The organism is Paenibacillus pini JCM 16418, from assembly GCF_000576305.1.
GTDB classification, from domain to species: domain Bacteria; phylum Bacillota; class Bacilli; order Paenibacillales; family Paenibacillaceae; genus Paenibacillus_AQ; species Paenibacillus_AQ pini.
On record NZ_BAVZ01000011.1, the window covers coordinates 62,606 to 82,777 of the forward strand.

Annotated in this window: 21 protein-coding genes and 2 pseudogenes; 17 read left to right on the forward strand and 6 right to left on the reverse strand. The window is 40.9% G+C overall.

What is annotated here, in order from left to right; translation table 11 throughout:
- Positions 1–61 precede the first annotated feature (61 nt).
- Positions 62–346, forward strand: a complete 285-nt coding sequence (locus JCM16418_RS15680) for a hypothetical protein (protein WP_081765474.1) — start codon at positions 62–64, stop codon at positions 344–346.
- Between the two features lie 154 nt (positions 347–500).
- Here JCM16418_RS15680 and JCM16418_RS15685 read toward each other — a convergent pair whose 3' ends face one another.
- Positions 501–926, reverse strand: a complete 426-nt coding sequence (locus JCM16418_RS15685) for a hypothetical protein (RefSeq protein ID WP_052020378.1) — start codon at positions 924–926, stop codon at positions 501–503.
- Between the two features lie 364 nt (positions 927–1,290).
- Here JCM16418_RS15685 and JCM16418_RS15690 point away from each other — a divergent pair, with 364 nt between their 5' ends.
- A complete protein-coding gene (locus JCM16418_RS15690; protein WP_036650730.1) occupies positions 1,291–2,217 on the forward strand; it encodes a VanZ family protein in 927 nt (308 codons plus the stop codon).
- A 58-nt stretch (positions 2,218–2,275) separates the two neighbouring features.
- On the opposite strand, the gene JCM16418_RS15695 is transcribed toward JCM16418_RS15690, so the two are convergent.
- The gene (locus tag JCM16418_RS15695; RefSeq protein ID WP_036650733.1) at positions 2,276–3,151 is read right to left on the reverse strand and encodes a LysR family transcriptional regulator; all 876 of its coding nucleotides are present in this window, start codon (positions 3,149–3,151) and stop codon (positions 2,276–2,278) included.
- A gap of 124 nt (positions 3,152–3,275) precedes the next feature.
- Here JCM16418_RS15695 and zwf point away from each other — a divergent pair.
- The 15 genes and pseudogenes from zwf (at position 3,276) to JCM16418_RS15770 (ending at position 16,606) form a co-directional block, all read left to right on the forward strand.
- Positions 3,276–4,807, forward strand: a pseudogene (gene zwf, locus JCM16418_RS15700) (glucose-6-phosphate dehydrogenase).
- Positions 4,808–4,852: 45 nt separating this feature from the next.
- Positions 4,853–5,521, forward strand: coding sequence for a fructose-6-phosphate aldolase (fsa, locus tag JCM16418_RS15705; protein WP_036650736.1), 669 nt, complete (start codon positions 4,853–4,855; stop codon positions 5,519–5,521).
- An 87-nt stretch (positions 5,522–5,608) separates the two neighbouring features.
- Positions 5,609–7,027: an NADP-dependent phosphogluconate dehydrogenase gene (gnd, locus tag JCM16418_RS15710; RefSeq protein ID WP_036650739.1), complete on the forward strand. Its 1,419-nt coding sequence runs from the start codon at positions 5,609–5,611 to the stop codon at positions 7,025–7,027.
- Positions 7,028–7,239: 212 nt separating this feature from the next.
- Entirely contained in the window at positions 7,240–7,626 is a 387-nt protein-coding gene (locus tag JCM16418_RS15715) for a hypothetical protein (RefSeq protein WP_036650742.1), read from the forward strand.
- A 39-nt stretch (positions 7,627–7,665) separates the two neighbouring features.
- Positions 7,666–8,043, forward strand: coding sequence for a VOC family protein (locus JCM16418_RS15720; RefSeq protein ID WP_036650745.1), 378 nt, complete (start codon positions 7,666–7,668; stop codon positions 8,041–8,043).
- Positions 8,044–8,447: 404 nt separating this feature from the next.
- Positions 8,448–8,985 (forward strand): annotated as a pseudogene (locus JCM16418_RS15725) (biotin transporter BioY).
- A 31-nt stretch (positions 8,986–9,016) separates the two neighbouring features.
- Entirely contained in the window at positions 9,017–10,498 is a 1,482-nt protein-coding gene (locus JCM16418_RS15730) for an AMP-binding protein (RefSeq protein ID WP_036650747.1), read from the forward strand.
- Entirely contained in the window at positions 10,495–11,646 is a 1,152-nt protein-coding gene (locus JCM16418_RS15735; RefSeq protein ID WP_036650751.1) for a thiolase family protein, read from the forward strand. The genes JCM16418_RS15730 and JCM16418_RS15735 overlap by 4 nt, the downstream gene beginning before the upstream one ends.
- Complete coding sequence (locus JCM16418_RS15740) at positions 11,643–12,023, forward strand: FAS1-like dehydratase domain-containing protein (protein ID WP_036650755.1); 381 nt, start codon at positions 11,643–11,645, stop codon at positions 12,021–12,023. Before JCM16418_RS15735 ends, JCM16418_RS15740 begins: the two co-directional genes overlap by 4 nt.
- Positions 12,020–12,370 (forward strand): MaoC family dehydratase, encoded by a 351-nt coding sequence (locus JCM16418_RS15745; protein ID WP_036650757.1) that lies wholly within the window; start codon positions 12,020–12,022, stop codon positions 12,368–12,370. The genes JCM16418_RS15740 and JCM16418_RS15745 overlap by 4 nt, the downstream gene beginning before the upstream one ends.
- Positions 12,367–13,185: an SDR family NAD(P)-dependent oxidoreductase gene (locus JCM16418_RS15750; RefSeq protein WP_036650760.1), complete on the forward strand. Its 819-nt coding sequence runs from the start codon at positions 12,367–12,369 to the stop codon at positions 13,183–13,185. The genes JCM16418_RS15745 and JCM16418_RS15750 overlap by 4 nt, the downstream gene beginning before the upstream one ends.
- A complete protein-coding gene (locus JCM16418_RS15755; RefSeq protein ID WP_036650763.1) occupies positions 13,185–13,985 on the forward strand; it encodes an ATP-binding cassette domain-containing protein in 801 nt (266 codons plus the stop codon). Before JCM16418_RS15750 ends, JCM16418_RS15755 begins: the two co-directional genes overlap by 1 nt.
- Positions 13,970–14,818, forward strand: a complete 849-nt coding sequence (locus tag JCM16418_RS15760) for an ATP-binding cassette domain-containing protein (RefSeq protein WP_036650766.1) — start codon at positions 13,970–13,972, stop codon at positions 14,816–14,818. The genes JCM16418_RS15755 and JCM16418_RS15760 overlap by 16 nt, the downstream gene beginning before the upstream one ends.
- Positions 14,819–15,622, forward strand: coding sequence for an energy-coupling factor transporter transmembrane component T family protein (locus JCM16418_RS15765; RefSeq protein WP_036650768.1), 804 nt, complete (start codon positions 14,819–14,821; stop codon positions 15,620–15,622).
- 21 nt (positions 15,623–15,643) lie between these two features.
- Positions 15,644–16,606 carry an NAD(P)H-dependent flavin oxidoreductase gene (locus JCM16418_RS15770; protein ID WP_036650900.1) on the forward strand — a complete coding sequence of 321 codons (963 nt, stop codon included), beginning with the start codon at positions 15,644–15,646 and terminating at the stop codon, positions 16,604–16,606.
- Positions 16,607–16,706: 100 nt separating this feature from the next.
- Here the strand turns inward: JCM16418_RS15770 and JCM16418_RS15775 are convergent, their stop codons facing one another.
- The 4 genes from JCM16418_RS15775 to JCM16418_RS15790 form a co-directional block, all read right to left on the reverse strand.
- The gene (locus tag JCM16418_RS15775) at positions 16,707–18,098 is read right to left on the reverse strand and encodes a catalase (protein ID WP_036650771.1); all 1,392 of its coding nucleotides are present in this window, start codon (positions 18,096–18,098) and stop codon (positions 16,707–16,709) included.
- Positions 18,099–18,283: 185 nt separating this feature from the next.
- The gene (locus JCM16418_RS15780; protein ID WP_036650774.1) at positions 18,284–18,601 is read right to left on the reverse strand and encodes a hypothetical protein; all 318 of its coding nucleotides are present in this window, start codon (positions 18,599–18,601) and stop codon (positions 18,284–18,286) included.
- 209 nt (positions 18,602–18,810) lie between these two features.
- Complete coding sequence (locus tag JCM16418_RS15785; RefSeq protein WP_036650776.1) at positions 18,811–19,905, reverse strand: GerAB/ArcD/ProY family transporter; 1,095 nt, start codon at positions 19,903–19,905, stop codon at positions 18,811–18,813.
- A 40-nt stretch (positions 19,906–19,945) separates the two neighbouring features.
- Positions 19,946–20,143: a hypothetical protein gene (locus JCM16418_RS15790; protein ID WP_036650779.1), complete on the reverse strand. Its 198-nt coding sequence runs from the start codon at positions 20,141–20,143 to the stop codon at positions 19,946–19,948.
- Positions 20,144–20,172: the final 29 nt, after the last annotated feature.

Below are 20,172 nucleotides of genomic sequence, written 5' to 3' on the forward strand. Positions count from 1 at the left end.
TGGATCTCTAAAAACTGGTCAGTGAGCTCATGTTTTGATTTAGACTAAAGGAGGAATTATGATGAGCGATTTTATGAAAGAAGATAAAGAACCCTATACAGATTTATCTACCGTAGAGTCACAGCGGAATGATTTAAATTTAGAAGAGTTTCCAGAAGGTCCCTATGGGTCCCCCGTGAATTCTGACATACTTGGTAAAAGTTCACCTTGGCGAGAAGATCAGCGCACATCACACCGTTTTGACTATGAGAATCATCAGTTGCATGAGGGAATTAATCGTGATTACCCCGGCGAAGATGTTTTTGATGAAACTATTCCTGATAATGTCGATAAATCAAAGGATTAAAGCGCAGATTCTAGAGGAAAGCCTCGAGCTAAAAATCGAGGCTTTTTAATTTTATCCATAATTATATAAAAAGGACTTCCTCCACAGAAGGTTTGGCAATATGCCAATATCCCTCCGTTTGTGGGAAAGTCCCTATCAATGCACCCAATTATGTTTAATGAGGCTTGATTCTGTCTTTATGTATCTCCACTTGACCAAAAGAAGTAAAGACGCTCTGTTCAACAATTTCAGGTATTTCTTCCTTGTGTGCAGCATATTGCGCAGATGTAATACTTCCGCTGCGTAAGCGGTCATCAAGCTGCTCTGTGAGCTGTTTCACTTGCAGCTCAATGACATTCGCGATGTCTCCACCTTGAGTGGCAGCAATATCATAAAGAGATTTACCTTCATACAAGGATTCATACAAATCCTCATCAGACAATTCATTAAGCGCTTCAAGTAGGTCATCTTTTTCAGCAATACCAGTGGAGAACCACTTGGCTACCGGACTTGCGCTTGTGATGGAACCGCCTAATGCGGTGCTTCCGAAGGACATAACTACTACCATCGTACCAACAATCATCACTCGCTTTATGTTCATGGTTATAAATCCTCTTTTCATGTTTTTTGATGCCTGTTTATATAATACGTTTGTGTAACCTAAGAGTTTCAGCCTAACCTAATATGATTGTAAACAATAAACATGAGGAAAACCTTAAGATAGCTTTAAGATCATCTAAATATGGTGAGCATCTAATACCCAGCCATTTGAAGCTCCACGGATATCAGAAAGCACATAAATGCTATGACAGCTCCTTTTTCAAACAATCAATATATTTATCTTATTTCGTATGTTTTAAAGTTATAATACATTTATGAACTCAATATGAACGGGATTATAACCATTTTTGAATGGAAGAGTGACACTTCTTCGAGATTCTTATCGCAATAAAAAGGAGAGTATAATGGAATTAAAATATAGAAAGACCCTGCTGGTAGCAACTATCTTGTACACAGTTTTGATAATGTATTTCTTGTTTTTTGCTTTCAACAGAATAGAGCACTCCATAAGATATTCCGTATACACATTTATGTTAATTCCGGAAGCAGTTCCTCTTCATTTCCCTAACCTATCAAAAGTATCATTCTCATGGATGTATGACTTTGGTAACATCGCAGCTTTTATCCCATTTGGAGTAATTATTCCATTGCTGTATCGTATTTCTTTTAGGAAGTTCATATGCTTTTTCGTCATCATAATAAGTGTACTTGAAACTATTCAATCTTTAACTTTTCTTGGCACTTTTGATGTAAATGACATCATTTCAAATACTTTAGGTGCTGCTATAGGTTTTTGCGCGTATAGGTTTGGATTTGCGATAAACATCTCTTGGAAGGGTCTTCTTGCTTCGGGTATAACGATCGCTATTCTATTGTTCGCAGTTATGGGAATCTCTGAGATCATTAATTACACCTTGGTAAAGAGAGAGGGGCCAATGCATTCATTAAACGAAGTAAAAGAACAAACTGGAAAATTACCATTGACCAAAGATATTCCTCATTTCATAGTTGCAGGTGAGCGTATCAAGCCAACCTTAAATTTGTATCGTAGTGATCATGAAAAGACACAAACATACACCTATATTTTAGGTGATAAAAAAGACGTTATCTTGTACTATTCATTTGGAATTTCCGATACGGGAGATGCTAAAGGGGAACTTACTATTCAGGCTGATGGTAACACGATCTTCCAATCGAATGAACAATATACTAATAATCTAGAAACCGAGTATGTGCCTTTTGAAAAGGTAAATGAAATTACAATTATAATCAAAGGAAATGCTAAGTTATGGGATGTTAAGTTCTCTGAAATGAAGCATTGGTGGGAATAACACAAGCAAAAAGCATCAGCAACCAGTTTCAACGTAATTGCTGATGCTTTTTGCTTGTTTATTTCAAAAGCTCAATAAACTTGCTTGCTGCATTGGAAAGCGGTAAATTACGCATCATCATAAATCCGACTTGTGAAGGAGGCATTTTAATATCTAATTGAATCTCAAAGAGTGAGCCATCTTCCAATTCCTTTGAAATAAATTCTTTCGTAACGTAGGAGATGCCAAGTCCTTTTCTTGCTAACTCAATCAGAAGGTCAACGCTTCCTACCTCAATTTCAGGTTTAATTTGATAGCCATAGCTTTCGAAGAGTTCAGTAATAGCCATCCGGACTCTACTGTTGCGCGAGAAAAGGATGATAGGATACTGAAGCAGTAACTCCAGTGAAAGTACTTTATCCTTAAGCTCAGCATATTTAGCTCCTGCCACAAAGCAATCCTGTAGTTGAATTCCTTCCATCACTTCAAGCTGGGGATCAACAATGGGCAAGCGGACGACGCCCAAATCGATTTTCCCTTCTTTTAAAATTGCGATTGTTTCTGGGGTTGTTCCGTGATTCAAATGCAATTTAATTCCGGGATATTTCCGATGATAGGTCTCCAGATAAGGGAGCATATAGTGTTTAAACAACGAATCACTACCGCCGATCCGAAGCTCACCACTATCCAGATTTTTAAGAGCAGCCATCTTTTCTTCTGCCAATGAGATTAGGATTTGAGACTTCTCGATATAGGAATACAGAGTAGCTCCCTCTTGCGTTAAGGCTACACCCTTAGAATTTCGGTAAAATAAGGTGATGCCCATGCTGTCTTCCAGCTGCTTGATCGCATGGCTTACACTTGGCTGCGTGATAAACAACAATTTTGCGGCCTTAGACAAACTCCCTGTCTTGGCTGCCCAGTAGAAAACTTTGTATAGTTCATAATTGATCATAGACGTTATCTATAGCTCCTGTGAAATATATTAATTACATGTATAGCTCTAATTCGTATTATAGTGGATTATAGAAATAGATACTAGGAGCTTATCAATAAGCCCTGTTGGAAGGAGTAGAAACATGGAGGCATTCACATTTGTATTGTTTGGAGCGACAGGAGATTTAGCCAAAAGAAAAATTTATCCTGCCTTGTATAATTTGTTTATCGATCATAAGCTGCCTCAATCCTTCTCCGTTATTGGACTTGGTAGAAGAGAACTAACCAATGAAGCTTTTCAAGCTAATATAGAACATTCTCTCCATGAGTTTTCTCGTCGTGAAGCGAATGACCCGAATTCAATACAAAACTTCTTGCGTGCGTTCAGTTATTGTGTACTTGATGTAGGCCATAAAGAAGATTACTATAAACTACTGAAATTAATAGAAACTAAGGAAGAAGAGCTCCAAAGCGAGCCTAATCGCATGTTTTATTTGTCAGTAGGGCCTGAATTTTTTGAAACTATCACAGCGAATATTCATGAAAGCGGACTTGGCTCTGCAAACGGCTGGAAGCGTTTGGTGATTGAGAAACCTTTTGGTCATGATTTGCAGTCTGCCCGAGATTTGAATACAAATCTTAAACAAGTTTTTACCGAAGATGAAATTTTCCGTATCGATCATTATCTCGGTAAGCCTATGGTCCAGAAGCTTGTGGATTTACAGCTGAACAATCCGGTTCTTAAAGCCGTATTAGACAATCGTCATATTGCAAATGTGCAAATCACGGCGAATGAAATTGTGGGTGTTGAAGAGCGAGCCGGTTATTACGATCATGTTGGTGCGGTAAGAGACATGTTCCAAAACCACATGTTGCAAGTGCTTATGATGCTAACAATTAACTTTCCTAACAATAGTACGACAGAAAATGTCCGTTTTAAAAAGAAACTGGTGATGGAATCACTGGAGCTTCTTCATAAAGAGGATGTCAGAACAAATGTCGTTCGTGGCCAGTATGAAGCAGGAATGATCCAAGGAAAACCAGTGTTGGTTATACTTCTGAACCTAACATTGCCGCTACTTCACAAAATGATACCTTTATTGCAGCTAAGCTACAAATTGACGATTATTTTTGGCGCGGTGTTCCTTTTTACATTCGTACAGGTAAAAGAATGAAAGATAAATCAACTCGAATCGTGATCGAATTTAAAGAATCATTGAAGCAGTCCGGGACAAAAGATGATTCGACGACACCTAATCTTCTTGTGTTTGAAATCAGTCCGAATGAAGGCATTGTCCTTCAATTAAATACTAGAGATCCCCTGCAAAGAGGGCAATTCAAGCCGATGCAAATCGATTTTCAAGAGGACCTAGACAATGTACCAGAGGCTTACGAGAATTTGATTTTAGATGCTTTGCATGGAGATTCTACATTCTTTGCTCATTGGGATGAGGTTGAATTATCATGGCAATGGGTGCAGCCGATCTTAGAGGCATACGAAGAAAACTTAGTTCCTCTACGTCTTTACGCTGCGGGTACAAACGGACCTGCCGAGTCCGATTTATTATTAGAGCAAGATGGATTTCAATGGTGGTTCGATGAAAAGTATGAACTAGAGAATCAAGAAAACGAATCCATACAACAAGATCAATTCGTTCTAAATACAAATAATTAATTGTTTAATTATTATAAATTTAATAAAAAAGTGGAGGAACTAACTATGAAATTCTTTATCGATACTGCAAATCTGGAAGATATTAAAAAGGCTTATAAAGTGGGCGTTTTGTCCGGTGTAACAACAAACCCATCTTTGGTTGCCAAAGAAGGCGTTAAATTTGAGGATCGTATTGCAGAGATTTTGCGTGAAGTACCAGAAGTAGAATCAGTTTCGGCTGAAGTAACACCTGATGCTGAAACAGCTGAAGATATGATCGCACAGGCGAATGAGCTAATTAAAATTAACGACAATGACAAAAACATCACGATTAAGCTTCCAATGACGTTGGCAGGATTAGAAGCATGCCGTTACTTGACGAAGAAGGGTGTAAAAACAAACGTAACTCTGATCTTCACCGTAAACCAAGCACTTCTGGCTGCTCGCGCAGGCGCAACTTATGTATCCCCATTCCTCGGACGCTTAGATGATATTTCCGAAGATGGTGTTCAACTTGTAACCAAAATTGCTGAAATGTTCCGCCTTCATAACTTGGATGCACAAATCATCGCGGCATCTGTCCGTCATCCGGATCACGTGACACGTGTTGCCATGGCTGGTGCGCATATCGCTACGATTCCATTCTCTGTCATCGAACAAATTTCTAAACATCCCCTAACGGATCAAGGTATTGAGAAATTTGCAGCAGATTGGAAAAAAACAGCGCAGCTTTAAGCTGCGCTTTACCATTCACAGTTATAACTGAGCACAGAAGCCTTATTTATCTGCAACTTGACTGAAATAACCGGGAGGTAGCCATCAATGAAAAAACAACAAATTGGCGTGGTTGGTTTGGCCGTCATGGGCAAAAACCTAGCCTTGAATATCGAAAGTAAAGGATTCTCAGTAGCGGTATATAACCGTTCAGCCGAAAAGACGAAGGAATTATTAGCAGAAGCGCAAGGGAAAGATTTCGTCGGTACGTACACGATCGAAGAATTTGTCAAATCTTTAGAAACACCGCGTAAAATTCTAATCATGGTCAAAGCAGGGGAGCCAACTGACGATACCATCAATCAGCTTGTGCCATTCCTAGACCAAGGAGATATTCTGATCGATGGAGGTAACGCATACTTCCCTGATACGCAGCGGAGAAATAAAGATCTTCAAGCTCAAGGCTTCCGTTTTATCGGAGCAGGCGTGTCCGGTGGCGAAGAGGGAGCTTTGAATGGTCCTGCCATTATGCCTGGTGGGCAACGTGATGCCTATGAGCTAGTTGAGCCAATCCTAACAGCCATTTCTGCCAAAGTGAATGGCGATCCTTGCTCCACTTATATTGGCGGAGACGGTGCGGGTCATTATGTGAAAATGGTACACAACGGTATCGAATATGGCGATATGCAGCTTATTGGCGAAGCGTATCATCTGCTTAAGGATGTACTAAACTTGAGCACAAGTGAGCTGCATGACATCTTCAAAGAATGGAATCAAGGTGAGCTAGATAGCTATTTAATCGAAATCACCGCAGATATTTTCAAGAAAATAGATCCTGATACCGGTAAACCGATGGTAGATGTAATTCTTGATTCAGCAGGGCAAAAAGGTACGGGTAAATGGACAAGCCAAAGCTCTTTAGATTTAGGTGTCCCGTTGTCCATTATTACTGAATCCGTTTTTGCACGGTTCATGTCCGCAATGAAAGAAGAACGAGTAGCCGCAGCCCAGCATTTGAATGGACCATCGGTATCCAGCTATGACGGAGATCCTAAGGAATTCATCGAAGCCGTTCGTAAGGCGTTGTATACGAGTAAAATTGCATCCTATGCACAAGGCTTTGCACAAATGAGAGCTGCTTCAGAAGCTTACAACTGGGATTTGAACTTTGGAAGCATTGCAATGATATTCCGCGGAGGATGTATCATTCGTGCTAGATTCCTTCAGAACATTAAGGATGCCTATGATCGGAATCCAGCTCTGAACAACCTATTCTTGGACGAATATTTCAGTAATATCGTAGATAACTATCAAGAAGCATGGAGAAAGGTCATTTCGATTGCCGTAACAAGAGGTATTCCTGTTCCTGCTTTTGCTTCTGCCCTAGCTTACTATGATAGCTATCGTTCGGAGAGACTGCCAGCTAATTTACTACAAGCACAAAGAGACTATTTTGGAGCTCATACCTTCCAACGTCTTGATCAAGAGGGAAGCTTCCATTTCCAGTGGATGGACAAAAACGAATAAGAAGTAAGCATGATCTAGATAGCACTCCACGAACCTTGCATAACGCAGGTTTGTGGAGTTTTTGTTAAGAATAGCTTTAATGAATTGGCCAAAACCGTCTTTGGGCTTGAAATTGCAACTTCTAATGGGAAAAGTCGTCTTTATTTGTAATGATATGAGAATCAGACAATGAATTCTCCAATTATAAATCAATTCAAGGCGGTGACATACATATGAAATCACGTAAGAAGATCGCATTACTCAGTATAACTACAGTATTGATTATTGTAATATTGAACATTAGTTTATATATCAACAATACCGGATTTAACAATGTAAAGCTTATGTATACGCTAAGTACAACAAACAAAGCCATCCTATCAATGAACGAGGACGATAAAGGAAATGGTTATTATCTCACCAAAGAGAAACATCCTTTTGAAGTGATTAAAGAGCGTATGGGGAATGAGGGATGGGTATTTATTCAACAAGAAGGCTCTGGTTATTTCTTTGAAAAAGGGAATCAAAAGGCAGTAGTCACTACTACCATTTGGCACCGAAATTATGTGAAAATATCAGTTGAAAAAAACATTGTTAATATGGCTGACATTGGATCATAATGAAATACATACTATATTTGAAGAATAGGAGCACTACAAATGATTAATAAAATCGGACAAATTATGTTATATGTGAATGACCAAGATGGGGCAGTAAAGTTTTGGACAGAAAAAGCAGGGTTCAGCTTAATTGCCGAAGAAAATAACGGTCCAATGAGATGGATCGAAATTGCTCCTACTAAGGAAGCGCAGACGAGTATTGTGCTTCATAATAAGGAGATTATTGCTCAAATGCAGCCTGAATTGAATCTCCAAACACCTTCGTTATTGTTTTTCTCCGAAGATCTAGATAGCTTATATACACAATTTACGGAACAGAACATCACGGTTGGAGAACTGGTGAACTTGCCTAACGGAAGAGTATTTAATTTTGCTGATGATGAAGGAAACTATTTTGCGATTATGGAAAAAAAGTAAATATAAAAAACATACTCAACATATTCAGATTATCGAAAAGGTATTTTTCTTTCAGAAACATGAGTGATTTGGCCAGACGGGTATCTGCTTGAGAGATTCATTTTAAAAATAAGGTCATTATGCATTCGTAAACATAGCTTAGAATGACGAATCCCATATTTATTAATAGTATTCAATATTCTCGAAACGTTAACCAGCTTTTTATGCGGTTGACGTTTCTTTTATTTCTATTAATTAATACGTACGGCATGGTTACTGTAAAGTCTATTGTTAACTATATTTATATTAATGGTTTACAATAAGAAAATATCAAGCTATGATTTAGATCATACATAGAAGTCGACTCGTGTAGGAATTCAAATTCATATTTTACAAACGGAGGTCGTAAGATGAAGACAAAAGAGATGGTATTTGCTGCATTATTCGCAGCATTTATAGCAGTACTAGGGATGATTCCACCCATTCCATTAGGTTTTATTCCCGTACCCATCACTGCACAAACACTTGGTGTTATGCTCGCAGGATGCTTTTAGGAAGAAGGTAGGCTCGATTAGCTTGATATTGTTTATCCTATTAGTCGCTTTAGGATTACCATTGTTATCGGGTGGACGTGGAGGTCTTTCTGTCTTAGTAGGACCTTCTGCTGGATACTTGTTAAGCTGGCCACTCGCTGCATTCTGTATTGGATACATGACAGAGAAGATATGGAACCATGTAAAGACGTGGAAAGTTATTATCATTAATGTTGTCTTTGGTGTTCTGCTTGTTAGTTTCATAGGTGCACCTGTCATGGCTATCATTACACATACATCGATTTGGGCTGGACTTGTGGGTGCTACCGCATTTTTACCTGGGGACTGCATCAAAGCTGTGATCGCAGCCATCATTGCGCTACAATTGAAGGCCATCAGCCCATTAGAAGAAAAAATGCATAACTCATAGTCAACGAAAACTGGAATAGGTGTGATGAACAATGAATGTAATAGTCCCAATACTACGTCATGCAGCAGAGCAACCCGATAAGATTGCTTTATCTGATAAACATCAGAGTGTGACGTATTCAGCATTAGTAAATCGGATCCAAAGAATTGCTCGAGGGTTGAAGCAACATGGACTTAATCACGACCATGTTGCTATTCTATCTACGAATCGCATCGAATTTGTAGAGGTGTTTCTAGGAGCGATTTATGCTGGATGCGTGCCCATTCCTATGGATCCAAAGTGGAGTAACACAGAAGTGAAAGCTATTTTGAAGCAATGTCAACCAAAAATGATCTTTACAGAGGCAGCTTTTGCGCAGAATCTAGAGATGCAAGATAGCGAAGCCCAGATTCTCAGCTTCGCTTCTGAAGAAGAAGGCTCCTATCAAAGATGGTTAGATCCATTACAACCTGAAGCTGAAATCGTAGATATCAATGAATTATTATTTATCGGCTTTACTTCGGGTACTACGGGGCTACCTAAGGGGTTCATACGTACACATACATCATGGATCAAGAGCTTTGAAGCCACGAGTGATGCTTTCCAATTAGATGCTATGGAACACATCATGGCACCAGGTCCATTGGTTCATTCTTTGTCGTTATTCGCCTTAATACAATGCCTTTATAGTGGTGCGACTTTTCATATTTTGCAGCATTTCGATGCAAAGAAGGTGTTACAGCTCTGCCATCGAATTCCTGATATGATTCTATTTGTCGTCCCTACGATGATTGAATCCATGATGCAGATTGCAATGGCTGATGAGACACGCATTCAAGCGTTAATCAGCTCAGGCGGAAAGTGGAATGACTTATCAAAGAGTCGCTGCAAGGAGATATTTAGAGGAGCAAAGCTGTATGAGTACTACGGCTCCTCTGAGGCTAGTTATATTAGTTATTGGGACATTCTTGCCGAGAACAAGCCAAATTCCGTAGGTAGACCATTTAAAGGTGTTGAGATATCTATTCGCGATGAATACCTTCAAGAGGTTCCAATCGGCTGTACAGGGCAGCTATATATTAGAAGTGACATGATATTTAAAGGCTATTATCAATTACCTGATGAAACGACTGCCGTGTTTCAAGATGGATGGCTTATAACGGGTGACAATATGTATCAAGATCACGATAACTACTTATATATGGCGGGTCGTTCCAAGAATATGATGGTAACGGGTGGACTCAATGTTTTTCCCGAAGAAATCGAGTCCGTGCTACTGCAAATACCGGAAATTCAGGAAGTGATGATATTTGGAGTGCCAGATGACTACTGGGGAGAACTAGTGACGGCTATTATACAGTGGAGCGGAGAGCAACGATTATCTATAGAAGAAATCAAAAGTTATTGTCGCCAGCATGTAGCAAGCTACAAAGCACCCAAGCAAATCATCACAGTCGATCAGTTCATCTATACAAGTAGTGGGAAAGTTGCTCGTCAGGCAATGAAAGATTACATGAAAAGAGTGATGGTATGAATGAAGCCGTGATCGTCATGGCGAAACGTACCCCAATTGGTAGGATGGGGGGCATATTAAGTACACTTGAACCCGAATCGTTATTAGCTCCCTTAATTCAGCATATCGCTGCAGAAACGATGATATCTACTGAATTTATTGATGATGTGATCATTGGCAATGTCGTAGGTCCGGGAGGCAACATAGCAAGGGTGGCCGCTCTAGAAGCTGGTCTTCCAGTCACGGTACCGGGAGTTACAATTGATCGACAGTGCGGTTCTGGGTTAGAAGCAATTCATATCGCGGCTAGACTCATTCAAAGCGGAGCGGGAGACATTTATTTAGCCGGTGGTGTAGAGAGTACGAGCCGAGCACCTTGGAAAATGTTTAAGCCACATACGTTGATGGGTATACCGCAGCTATATACGCGTGCCCATTTCACTCCAAGCTCTTACGGCGATCCAGAAATGGTGATTGCAGCAGAGAATGTCGCTGCACGGTACTCCATATCTAGAGAGCAGCAGGATCGTTATGCGTTGGAAAGTCATCGAAAGGCCGTCCAATCACAACAATCCGGCCGATTTGAGCAGGAGATCATTCCTATTCAAGTGAATGACGAATGGATGAGCGCTGACGAATGTCCAAGATCCAATACAAGTCTTGATAAGCTGCAACAACTATCTCCTATCTTTATGGACCAAGGGACCGTTACCGCTGGGAATGCTTGTCCACTTAATGATGGTGCAGCTCTTGTGCTAATGATGTCTCGTGAAAAATGTGATGAGCTTCAGCTTAAGCCTATTTTGCGTATTGTAGATGCTCAAGCTGCAGGGGTAGATCCAAATTATTTAGGCATGGGCCCTGTTCCAGCAGTTCAAAAGATATTGCAGCGTCAGCAGCTTTCAATTGCTGATGTGGATATCGTCGAATTCAATGAAGCGTTTGCCTCACAAGTATTGGCATCATTAAAGGAGCTTCAAATACCACGAGAAAAGGTCAATCTTGGCGGGGGCGCTCTTGCGATAGGCCATCCTTATGGTGCTTCAGGTGCTATCTTAATGACGCGCTTATGTGCGGAAATGATTCGTAGACCATTTAAACGGGGACTTGCGACACTAGGCATTGGTGGTGGGATCGGTCTTGCCACATTAGTGGAGGAAGTAGAATGAATAGACTAGAGCATCGATTTCATATTACATCGGAGTGGATTTCTGAATATGCACAAAGTATCCAAGCTCCATTACAAATGATTCATGGCAATCTTATTGCACCTGCTACAATGCCTATTATTTTCTGGCAAGCATTTAATATCCCTTGGCTGAGTGTGGACACGCCTTTGATCCATGGCAAGCAATCTTTTTCATATAAGGCTCCGATTACTGCTGGTATGATCATAGATTGTGAATTATCTTTAACGAAGATTGAGAAAAAAGCGGGCCGTGAAGGAGATTTGACATTATTTAAGCATAGCCTTATTTGTACGAGTGAGGGTCGTATCATCTGCACAGCGGAAACCGTACTCATCTCGATAGGTGGTGGAGTATGAGTCAGCGAATTCTAGTTACCACGGAAGCTATCCATCAATATGCAGATGCCTCTAAAGACATGGCACCCATTCATCTGATTGAAGATGCTGCAATAAAGGCAGGATATAAACGACCTGTGGCGCATGGCATGTATATCATGGGACTAGCCCAATCTTTGTATTTACAAGAGCACCCTTCGCATTGGATATCAACCTTTCAAATGAAATTTCACAAGCCACTTTTCGTTGATACGGTTGCGATATTTAACTTTGAGTACAGTTACGGTAGTATCCAAGTGACCGTTACTGAAGATTGTGGAGAAGTAGTTGCGTCTGGTACTTTTGATGTCATAGAGGTGACCTTATGAACAAAGTAGCTATCATTACAGGAGCGACTAGAGGAATTGGGCGAAGCATCGCGTTGCAGCTATGTCATGCTGGTTACCAGGTCATCGTTAATGGGACGAAGCAAGAGCGCATCGACCAAGTGTTGCATGAGATCCATCAAGTAGGCGGTGAGGCCATGGGTTATTGTGCCAATGTTGCAGATCCACTGGCGGTCACTTCGATGGTAAATTCTGTTAATGAGAAGTATGGTTGTGTAGACGTACTGATCCATAATGCTGGCAACTTACATGATGAGCGATGTATTCGAATGACAGATGAGGAATGGAAGTCTGTACTGGATGTTCACTTAAATGGAGCCTTTTATACGATTCAGCGGGTCTTACCTCATATGCAGCATGGTGGTGATATTATATTAATGACATCTACTGCTGGATTAACAGGTTCGATTGGGCAGGTAAATTACAGTGCAGCGAAAGCTGGCATACTCGGAATGATATGGACGCTTGCAGCTGAACTCAAACGCAATCGTATTCGCGTAAATGGCATTTCACCAGCTGCCTTAACCGATATGACTAGACCCGTAATTGAACATATTCAGGACAAGTACGCTAGACGCAATGAGCCCTTTCCTGAATACTGGCAAGTTGGTGAACCCAATGACATCGCCCGCTTCGTGGTAGCTCTATTAGCACAATCCGATGAGGATTTAACAGGTGAGATATTTGGCGTGAACGGGTCCAAAGTGACGAGGTGGCAGAAGCCTGCTCCTGACTTTTTTGATAATACTATAGAGAGATTTTTCAGGACGTGGCAGCATCAGAAGGGGAGTCAATAATGCTTACATTCGATCAAGTTGATTTTTATTATAAAAAGGGGCAGCCAGTCATTCAGCAGCTACGCTTTACGATTCAGCCAGGTGAGTTTGTGGCGATCGTCGGAGCAAATGGATGCGGCAAATCTACCATTGCCAAGCTCATGGATGGGCTATTACTTCCCAAGGCAGGCAATGTAACGTATAAGCATCTTAACACATCTAAGCAAACCGACATCGATTCGATCCATGAACATATTGGAGTTGTATTTCAGAATCCAGAAGATCAATTCATCACGACTACCGTTATGGATGAGATCGTATTTGGGTTGGAAAACATTCGGCTGCCTAAGGAGGAAATACATAGTAGACTTCATCATGCGCTGCAAGCAGTTCAGATGGAGGAGTATATAGACTCGATGCCACATGAGCTATCAGGCGGTCAAAAGCAACGCGTAGCGATTGCTGCGATTCTCGCGATGCGCCCGCAACTCATTATTTTTGATGAGGCTACATCCATGCTTGATCCACAGGGAAGAGAGCAGGTGCTTGCGATTATGCATGAGCTACATCGCCAAGGCATGACCATTGTTCATATCACACATCATATGGATGAAGTGTTATCAGCAGATCGGATGTTGCTCATAGATCAAGGGCGACTTAAATTTGACGGGAATCCGTTGGTTTTTTTCGAAACCGTGTCTGTTGAAGACTACCAATTAGAGCTTCCCTTTGCCGTACGTTTATATAAAATGCTCCATCCATCCACGCAGCTATTGGCCGATTGGAAGGAGATGCTTCGTTTACAATGGTCTACCAACTAAATCATGTGAGTGTAAACTATGCTGATCGAGTAGCATTGGATGATATCAGTTGCACGATTCATGAAGGGAAATGGATTTCCGTTATTGGCCAAACAGGCGCCGGGAAGTCCACATTCGCTAAAGTGCTGAAAGGATTAATTCCAACCGTTAATGGTGAGTATACGATTAATCATCAGCCCACACCTAAAGATGCCAAAGGCCAACGGATGGTTGTCCCTGACATCGGATATGTATTTCAATATCCAGAGCATCAACTATTTGAAACGACTGTTTACAAAGAACTTGCCTTCTCTCTAAAGATGCGGGGTTATTCATCTCAGCAAATGGCGCAGGCGATTGATCTTATTTTACCTGAAGTGGGGCTGTCTAAAGACATCCTTCCATGCGTTCCATTCCAATTAAGTGGGGGACAAAAGCGCCGCGTAGCCATCGCTTCGGTATTGTTGATGAATCCCAAACTCCTTATCTTAGATGAACCAACCGCAGGTCTCGATCCTTTAAGCCGCATCGCTTTGTTAAAGCTATTAAAAAATTGGCAACAACAAGATAACCGAACCATTCTTTTCGTATCCCACCAAATGGATGATGTTGCCGAATACTCGGACGAAGTTATGATTTTTCACGAAGGAACGTTAAAGGGACATTTAAATGCCAATACTCTTTTTTTGGAGCAGACGCAACTGATAGAGAATCTCGGACTATCACTTCCAGAACCTGTGCAGCTTTTAAAGCTAGTAGAGGAATTACAAGGACAAAAAATTGAAATCAATAGCTGCAAAGAGCAGGATATTATTAGAAAATTACAGCCATTCTGGCATGCAAGGGGCTGCTAAATGGCTAACAATATATTATTGGGACAATATTTGGAGACGACCTCTGTCGTTCACCGATTGGACCCACGAACTAAGATTGTAAGCATGATCCTCATGATGATGAGTTTTCTAATATTAGATACGTTCATTGGCTACGTAATTGCAAGCTGCTTCGTCGTTAGTATTTTAATCCTATCTAAAATTCCATTTCACGTAGTGGGACGAGGTTTAAAGCCTATATTGTTTATATTGATGTTTACCTTTCTATATCACGCTTTATTGACAAAAGGCAGTGTTATCTGGTCCTGGTCATTCATCAAGGTGACGGAAGAGGGATTGCAAAATGGGGTTCGGTTCGTGTGGCGCATTGTATTACTCATCTTACTAGCCTCTATATTGACCTTAACAACAAAACCACTTTCCTTAGCCCATGGACTAGAGAAGCTACTAGGTCCATTATCCAAAATAAACGTGCCAGTAGAGCAGTTCTCATTGATGATTGTCATAGCGATTCGTTTTATCCCGACAATCCTTGAGGAGCTTGATCGTATTCTTTTGGCACAAAAGGCGAGAGGTTATGATATGACAGCTTTGTCGCTGCCAAAACGTATATTCGCATATATTCCGATTCTCATCCCTTTACTCTTCACGCTGATTCAACGTGCTGAACAATTGTCGTATGCTATTGAAGCTCGTGCGTATGGGAAGGGGAAGGGCAGATCTAGTTATAAACAATTGAAATTTCACATACTTGATTATCAAGTAGGGGGTATTGTCATTTTAATGACAGGAACTCTTTTGCTACTAAAAATAAATGGATTTTAGGTGGGATATAATCACATGTCGATGAACTGGAATACACGTATCACTGAATTACTACAAATACAGTATCCTATCATTCAAGGAGGACTTGCTTATTTAGCTTATTCCGATCTCGCGGCTGCCGTATCAAATGCGGGAGGACTGGGCCAGATCACTGCGATGAGTCTCCCCAATGCAGATGCTCTACTCAAAGAAATTCAGCGAGTGCGCACCCTAACTGACAAACCATTTGGTGTCAATTTTGCGATTGGCATGCACGGTAAGGATTATATGGACCGGGTTCAGGTTGCAATCGACGAGCAAGTACCTGTTGTGACCATTACCGGTGGTAATCCTACCGAAATTCTTGAGATGCTGAAGCCTACCGATATGAAGTCATTGGTGCTCGTCTCTTCACGTAGGCAGGCACAAAAGGCAGAACAACTGGGCGCATCTGCTGTTATTGTTGTCGGACATGAGGGCGGGGGTCATCTAGGACGTGACGATGTTGGCACGATGGTCCTTGTTCCGCAGGTAGTCGATGCTGTTCAAATCCCTGTTGTTGCTTCCGGAGGAATTGGGGATGGACGGGGGTGGATGGCTGCCCAAGCGCTTGGTGCAGAGGGTATTGAAATGGGTACGCGTTTTGTAGCCACTCAGGAGTGCGTTGATGCTTCTGCTTCTTATAAAAAAGCTTTAGTTGAGAGTGCGGAATTTGATACGACTGTGATCAAACGTTCAATTTTAGCTCCTGCCAGAGTGCTGCAAAATGAATATACGGATAAAATTCTTGAAATTGAACGTACGTCACCCACCTATGAGGCGTTAAAAGATTATATAAGTGGTGACGCCAATAAACGCTGGATTCATGATGACCTCAAAGAAGAGGGCCTCGGCTGGGCAGGACAAGTGACCGGTATGATTCACGATATACCAACCGTCGCTGAGCTGTTCGATAGAATGGTGAGAGAGGCAGAGAAGATTCGTGGTAAATGGGGACATTGCTAAATACATCTGATCCCTTGCAGAGAAAAATAGAGAGAGGACATATTGTAAATATGACCTCTCTCATACTCCAGTTTTAAATATTTTGAATGATATCTTCGAGTTATCCCTTTGTTTTCTTTTTAATTTGCTCCGCAACCTTTTCTCCCAGTTCTACCGATGCATTGTACAAATAGCTCAATACTGTGCTTTGCGTTTCATGGGAAATGCCCTTAAGATCGGCAGCTAGGTTACCCACCAAGTGATCTTGTTGGGTAGGAGAAAGAGCCTGATAAAATTGGCCAGCTTGTGTAAAATCATCCGGTTTAGCGATGTCGGAACGTACGAGATGACCCTCCACCAGTCTACCGTTGCCGCTGGTCACAAGGTTCGCCGGAGACCAGTCTTTTTGTTGGTTCACGGGAATTTTCCGAAAATCAGGCCCCAGCCGCCGACGCTGTGAATCCGTGTAAATATTGCCACGACCTTGCAACATTTTATCGTCCGAAAATTCGGCTCCCTCCAACAGATTAGATGGTGAGAAGGCCACCTTCTCCACTTGTTCCATATAGTTATCCGGATTGCGGTTCAATACCATTCGGCCAACCGGCCGCAAAGGATACTGCTGTTCATCCCAGACTTTTGTATCATCCAACGGATCGAAGGAAAGAGATGTTTCGTCATCGGGGTTCATCAGCTGAACATAAAGCCCATAATCTACGGTCTTTCCCGCTGCTATCGTATCATTTAGATCCTTTCCTGCAATGTCCGGATCTTCTCCTGCCAACTGGGCAGCTTCTTGACGATTTATATACTCCTCACCTTCAACAGGCATCCAATGGTATTTAACATAAGTGCGGACACCTTGTTCATTCTTCCAAACATACGTATTTACACTATGACCCTTGATGTGCCGGAAGCTCTTCACCGTACCTACGTCAGAATAGAGCCAGACAAGGAAATTGGTGGATTCAGGCGCCCTTGATACAAAGCTCCAGAACCGTTCGGGATCGATCAAGTTATTTTTAGGAGAGGGGAGGAAGGCTTTGATGGACTCCGGAAACCGTATGGCATCCCGTACGGAAAAGACGGGGATATGATTACAGATCAGATCAAAAATGCCATTTTGCGTATAAAACTTTGTCGAGAAGCCTCTCACATTCCTTGAAGTATCCGGAGTTCCTTTATTGCTTACAGCAAGTGAAAATCTTACAGTGACGGGGACCTGATGGCCTGGCGTTTGTAAAAAGCTGAGCTTAGTATATTCAGCCATCGAATGAATGGTCTGAAAGTAACCGAAAGCTCCAAAGCCTTTGACGTGAACGGGTCTCTCGATAATTTTGGTATGTACAAAAGTCTCCAGTGTTTCATGTAAAATGTTGTCCTGTTCAAGTACGGGACCTCTATCACCGACCGTTTGAGAATGTAATGCGGCTGGCAGATCTTCTGCCCACTGATCCTTTTGAGGCGTATCGTTCGTTGTTTTTGATTGAAACTGCCCCTTATTATCTTCCATTGGTTCCCCTCCATTGTCCATACTCTCTGATACAATATGGTTTATGCTAAGGTTCAATGGAAATATGACTATACACTGTAGACTTATTTCGAGATCCATAATGACAATGAAGGGAAATTTAATTTGTATAAATGTATAAACATAAAATAAAAAAAGCCTCAGGATCGAGGCTTGTACTCATTCGTTTATTGGAAATTATAATGTAAGTTACTCAAAGTCAATGCTTGACCACCAATGATAATTTTGTACGTATCGTATGGCAGATTAGGAACTACAGCATTAACAGTTCCATTTCCTCCATAAGAGCTAAATATTCTGTCATAAACTTCTTTTCCTTGTGAATTCGTTATGTAGACCTCAGCTGTAGAACCTATGAAATTGGCAGTAATGACAAGCTGTCCTTGTCCTGTAATTTGTACATTGTTAGCTGCAGATGCTGTAAGCGGAATAATGGTAAAGAAGGCAAAGCAGAGAACCATAAGTGCTATAACTCTATTCTTCATATAAACACACTCCCTTTCCATATTTTGTATTACAATATCAAACTATCACAAAAATAAGAGAGTGTAAATTTAAATTTTTTGATAATAGATAAATATGGAATAATACATATTAAATGGTTTATTATACCATAAATAAAAAGAAAGAATTAGTCTCTTTTAATGGAGACACCGCCAACTTATCGAATCTTCGTTTATAATCGTTGCTGTTTCTATCCAATTTTATTGTTATTAAATTTGCCTCGAACGAGAGCTAGTAGTACGTAAACCAATGGAATACAATCAATAATTACCCAATACAAAGTGAAACCTAGTATATTATAATTCTTTTGAAATTCAGTTATGTGCTGTGAGTATTGAAAGGCAGCTACGATTGATGTTCCTACAAGGAGGATCGACAGCGGTTTTTTTTCTTTTAATTTTAGGAGATGTCCAAGACATGAGGTTCCAACATAGATCAGGAAAGCATCATGTATGATTAAAGATGTCGCCCATAATCCAATAAATAAGGGATCGGCATTGCCGATTAGACCCGTAAAGGACGTACCTCGGATTAATTGAAGAATGGGGTATCTAAGATGACTGCCATAATGAGGACCAAAATTGAGAAGCACGAGCAACCATGTCAAAAGACAAGCGAAAGTGACAAGTGTATTCGACCATAAAAGATTTCGCAGTGTTTTCTTATCAAACACGAATTGCGGTGTAATGAATAGGAATATAAACCATTCACCAATCCAGGATATTACACTTAAAACATCGGTAAAAGCGAGACGGAAATCGTGATGAGTAATTAAGGCAGGCATCATCTGAAAATCTGCATCTGCTGAGAATATGACCAATATAAAGATTATTCCTACGAGAATGATTATAAAAGTACCATCTGCAATGTACACCAGCGTATCAAACCCCCAGCGGGCTGTTATCATAATCACAATGCCGATTAAAAGCTGAAGGAACCAAGGTGGAGTATCTCTCATATAGACAGTTCCATAAAACAAAGTGAACTGCTCTATATCATGTGAGACGTAACTAACACTCCAGAAAACCAATAGGATCAGAAGTACTCGATGCCCCCATTTACCAGCAATCTTGTCTCCAAAATCGACCCAAGATTGGCCAGATGCTACATTTCCTAATTTGTAAGTGCAGAAGATCAGCATAATGTTAATGAGACCACCAAGAACTATGGACATCCATCCTTGAAAGCCAGAAGAAGTAATTAATGGTGGAATCATAAAAGCCAGAGGGACTGTAAGCATATAAATGGAAGCGAACCTGAATGTTTGAAACGATGTTGTACGCATAAATACACCCGTCCTTTAACAATAGTTGATATAACTACAATTAGTTTGATTTAATCCATCCTAAAAAGAACATTATTATTTGGTTGGGATTAGGCCACCATGGAATAACATTAGCCGCGATATTCCAAACAACCATGATGGAAAAAAACCACCAAAATGTTTTTTTGCTGCGTGAAGATTTACTTTTTATCTGGCTCCACTCGAATACAGCAAGGACGGCAAAGCAAATGGCCAGCATAAAGCACATCCTTTCAGAGTGGGAGGACC

Coding starts and splice junctions, on each gene's coding strand:
- JCM16418_RS15685 (WP_052020378.1), bottom strand. CDS start 926: ATGAACATAAAGCGAGTGATGATTGTTGGTACGATGGTAGTAGTTATG.
- JCM16418_RS15730 (WP_036650747.1), top strand. CDS start 9,017: ATGAATGTAATAGTCCCAATACTACGTCATGCAGCAGAGCAACCCGAT.
- JCM16418_RS15790 (WP_036650779.1), bottom strand. CDS start 20,143: ATGCTGGCCATTTGCTTTGCCGTCCTTGCTGTATTCGAGTGGAGCCAG.
- gnd (WP_036650739.1), top strand. CDS start 5,609: ATGAAAAAACAACAAATTGGCGTGGTTGGTTTGGCCGTCATGGGCAAA.
- JCM16418_RS15775 (WP_036650771.1), bottom strand. CDS start 18,098: ATGGAAGATAATAAGGGGCAGTTTCAATCAAAAACAACGAACGATACG.
- JCM16418_RS15695 (WP_036650733.1), bottom strand. CDS start 3,151: ATGATCAATTATGAACTATACAAAGTTTTCTACTGGGCAGCCAAGACA.
- JCM16418_RS15755 (WP_036650763.1), top strand. CDS start 13,185: ATGCTTACATTCGATCAAGTTGATTTTTATTATAAAAAGGGGCAGCCA.
- JCM16418_RS15740 (WP_036650755.1), top strand. CDS start 11,643: ATGAATAGACTAGAGCATCGATTTCATATTACATCGGAGTGGATTTCT.
- JCM16418_RS15750 (WP_036650760.1), top strand. CDS start 12,367: ATGAACAAAGTAGCTATCATTACAGGAGCGACTAGAGGAATTGGGCGA.
- JCM16418_RS15765 (WP_036650768.1), top strand. CDS start 14,819: ATGGCTAACAATATATTATTGGGACAATATTTGGAGACGACCTCTGTC.
- JCM16418_RS15680 (WP_081765474.1), top strand. CDS start 62: ATGAGCGATTTTATGAAAGAAGATAAAGAACCCTATACAGATTTATCT.
- JCM16418_RS15785 (WP_036650776.1), bottom strand. CDS start 19,905: ATGCGTACAACATCGTTTCAAACATTCAGGTTCGCTTCCATTTATATG.
- JCM16418_RS15760 (WP_036650766.1), top strand. CDS start 13,970: ATGGTCTACCAACTAAATCATGTGAGTGTAAACTATGCTGATCGAGTA.
- JCM16418_RS15780 (WP_036650774.1), bottom strand. CDS start 18,601: ATGAAGAATAGAGTTATAGCACTTATGGTTCTCTGCTTTGCCTTCTTT.
- JCM16418_RS15720 (WP_036650745.1), top strand. CDS start 7,666: ATGATTAATAAAATCGGACAAATTATGTTATATGTGAATGACCAAGAT.
- JCM16418_RS15715 (WP_036650742.1), top strand. CDS start 7,240: ATGAAATCACGTAAGAAGATCGCATTACTCAGTATAACTACAGTATTG.
- JCM16418_RS15745 (WP_036650757.1), top strand. CDS start 12,020: ATGAGTCAGCGAATTCTAGTTACCACGGAAGCTATCCATCAATATGCA.
- JCM16418_RS15690 (WP_036650730.1), top strand. CDS start 1,291: ATGGAATTAAAATATAGAAAGACCCTGCTGGTAGCAACTATCTTGTAC.
- JCM16418_RS15735 (WP_036650751.1), top strand. CDS start 10,495: ATGAATGAAGCCGTGATCGTCATGGCGAAACGTACCCCAATTGGTAGG.
- fsa (WP_036650736.1), top strand. CDS start 4,853: ATGAAATTCTTTATCGATACTGCAAATCTGGAAGATATTAAAAAGGCT.
- JCM16418_RS15770 (WP_036650900.1), top strand. CDS start 15,644: ATGAACTGGAATACACGTATCACTGAATTACTACAAATACAGTATCCT.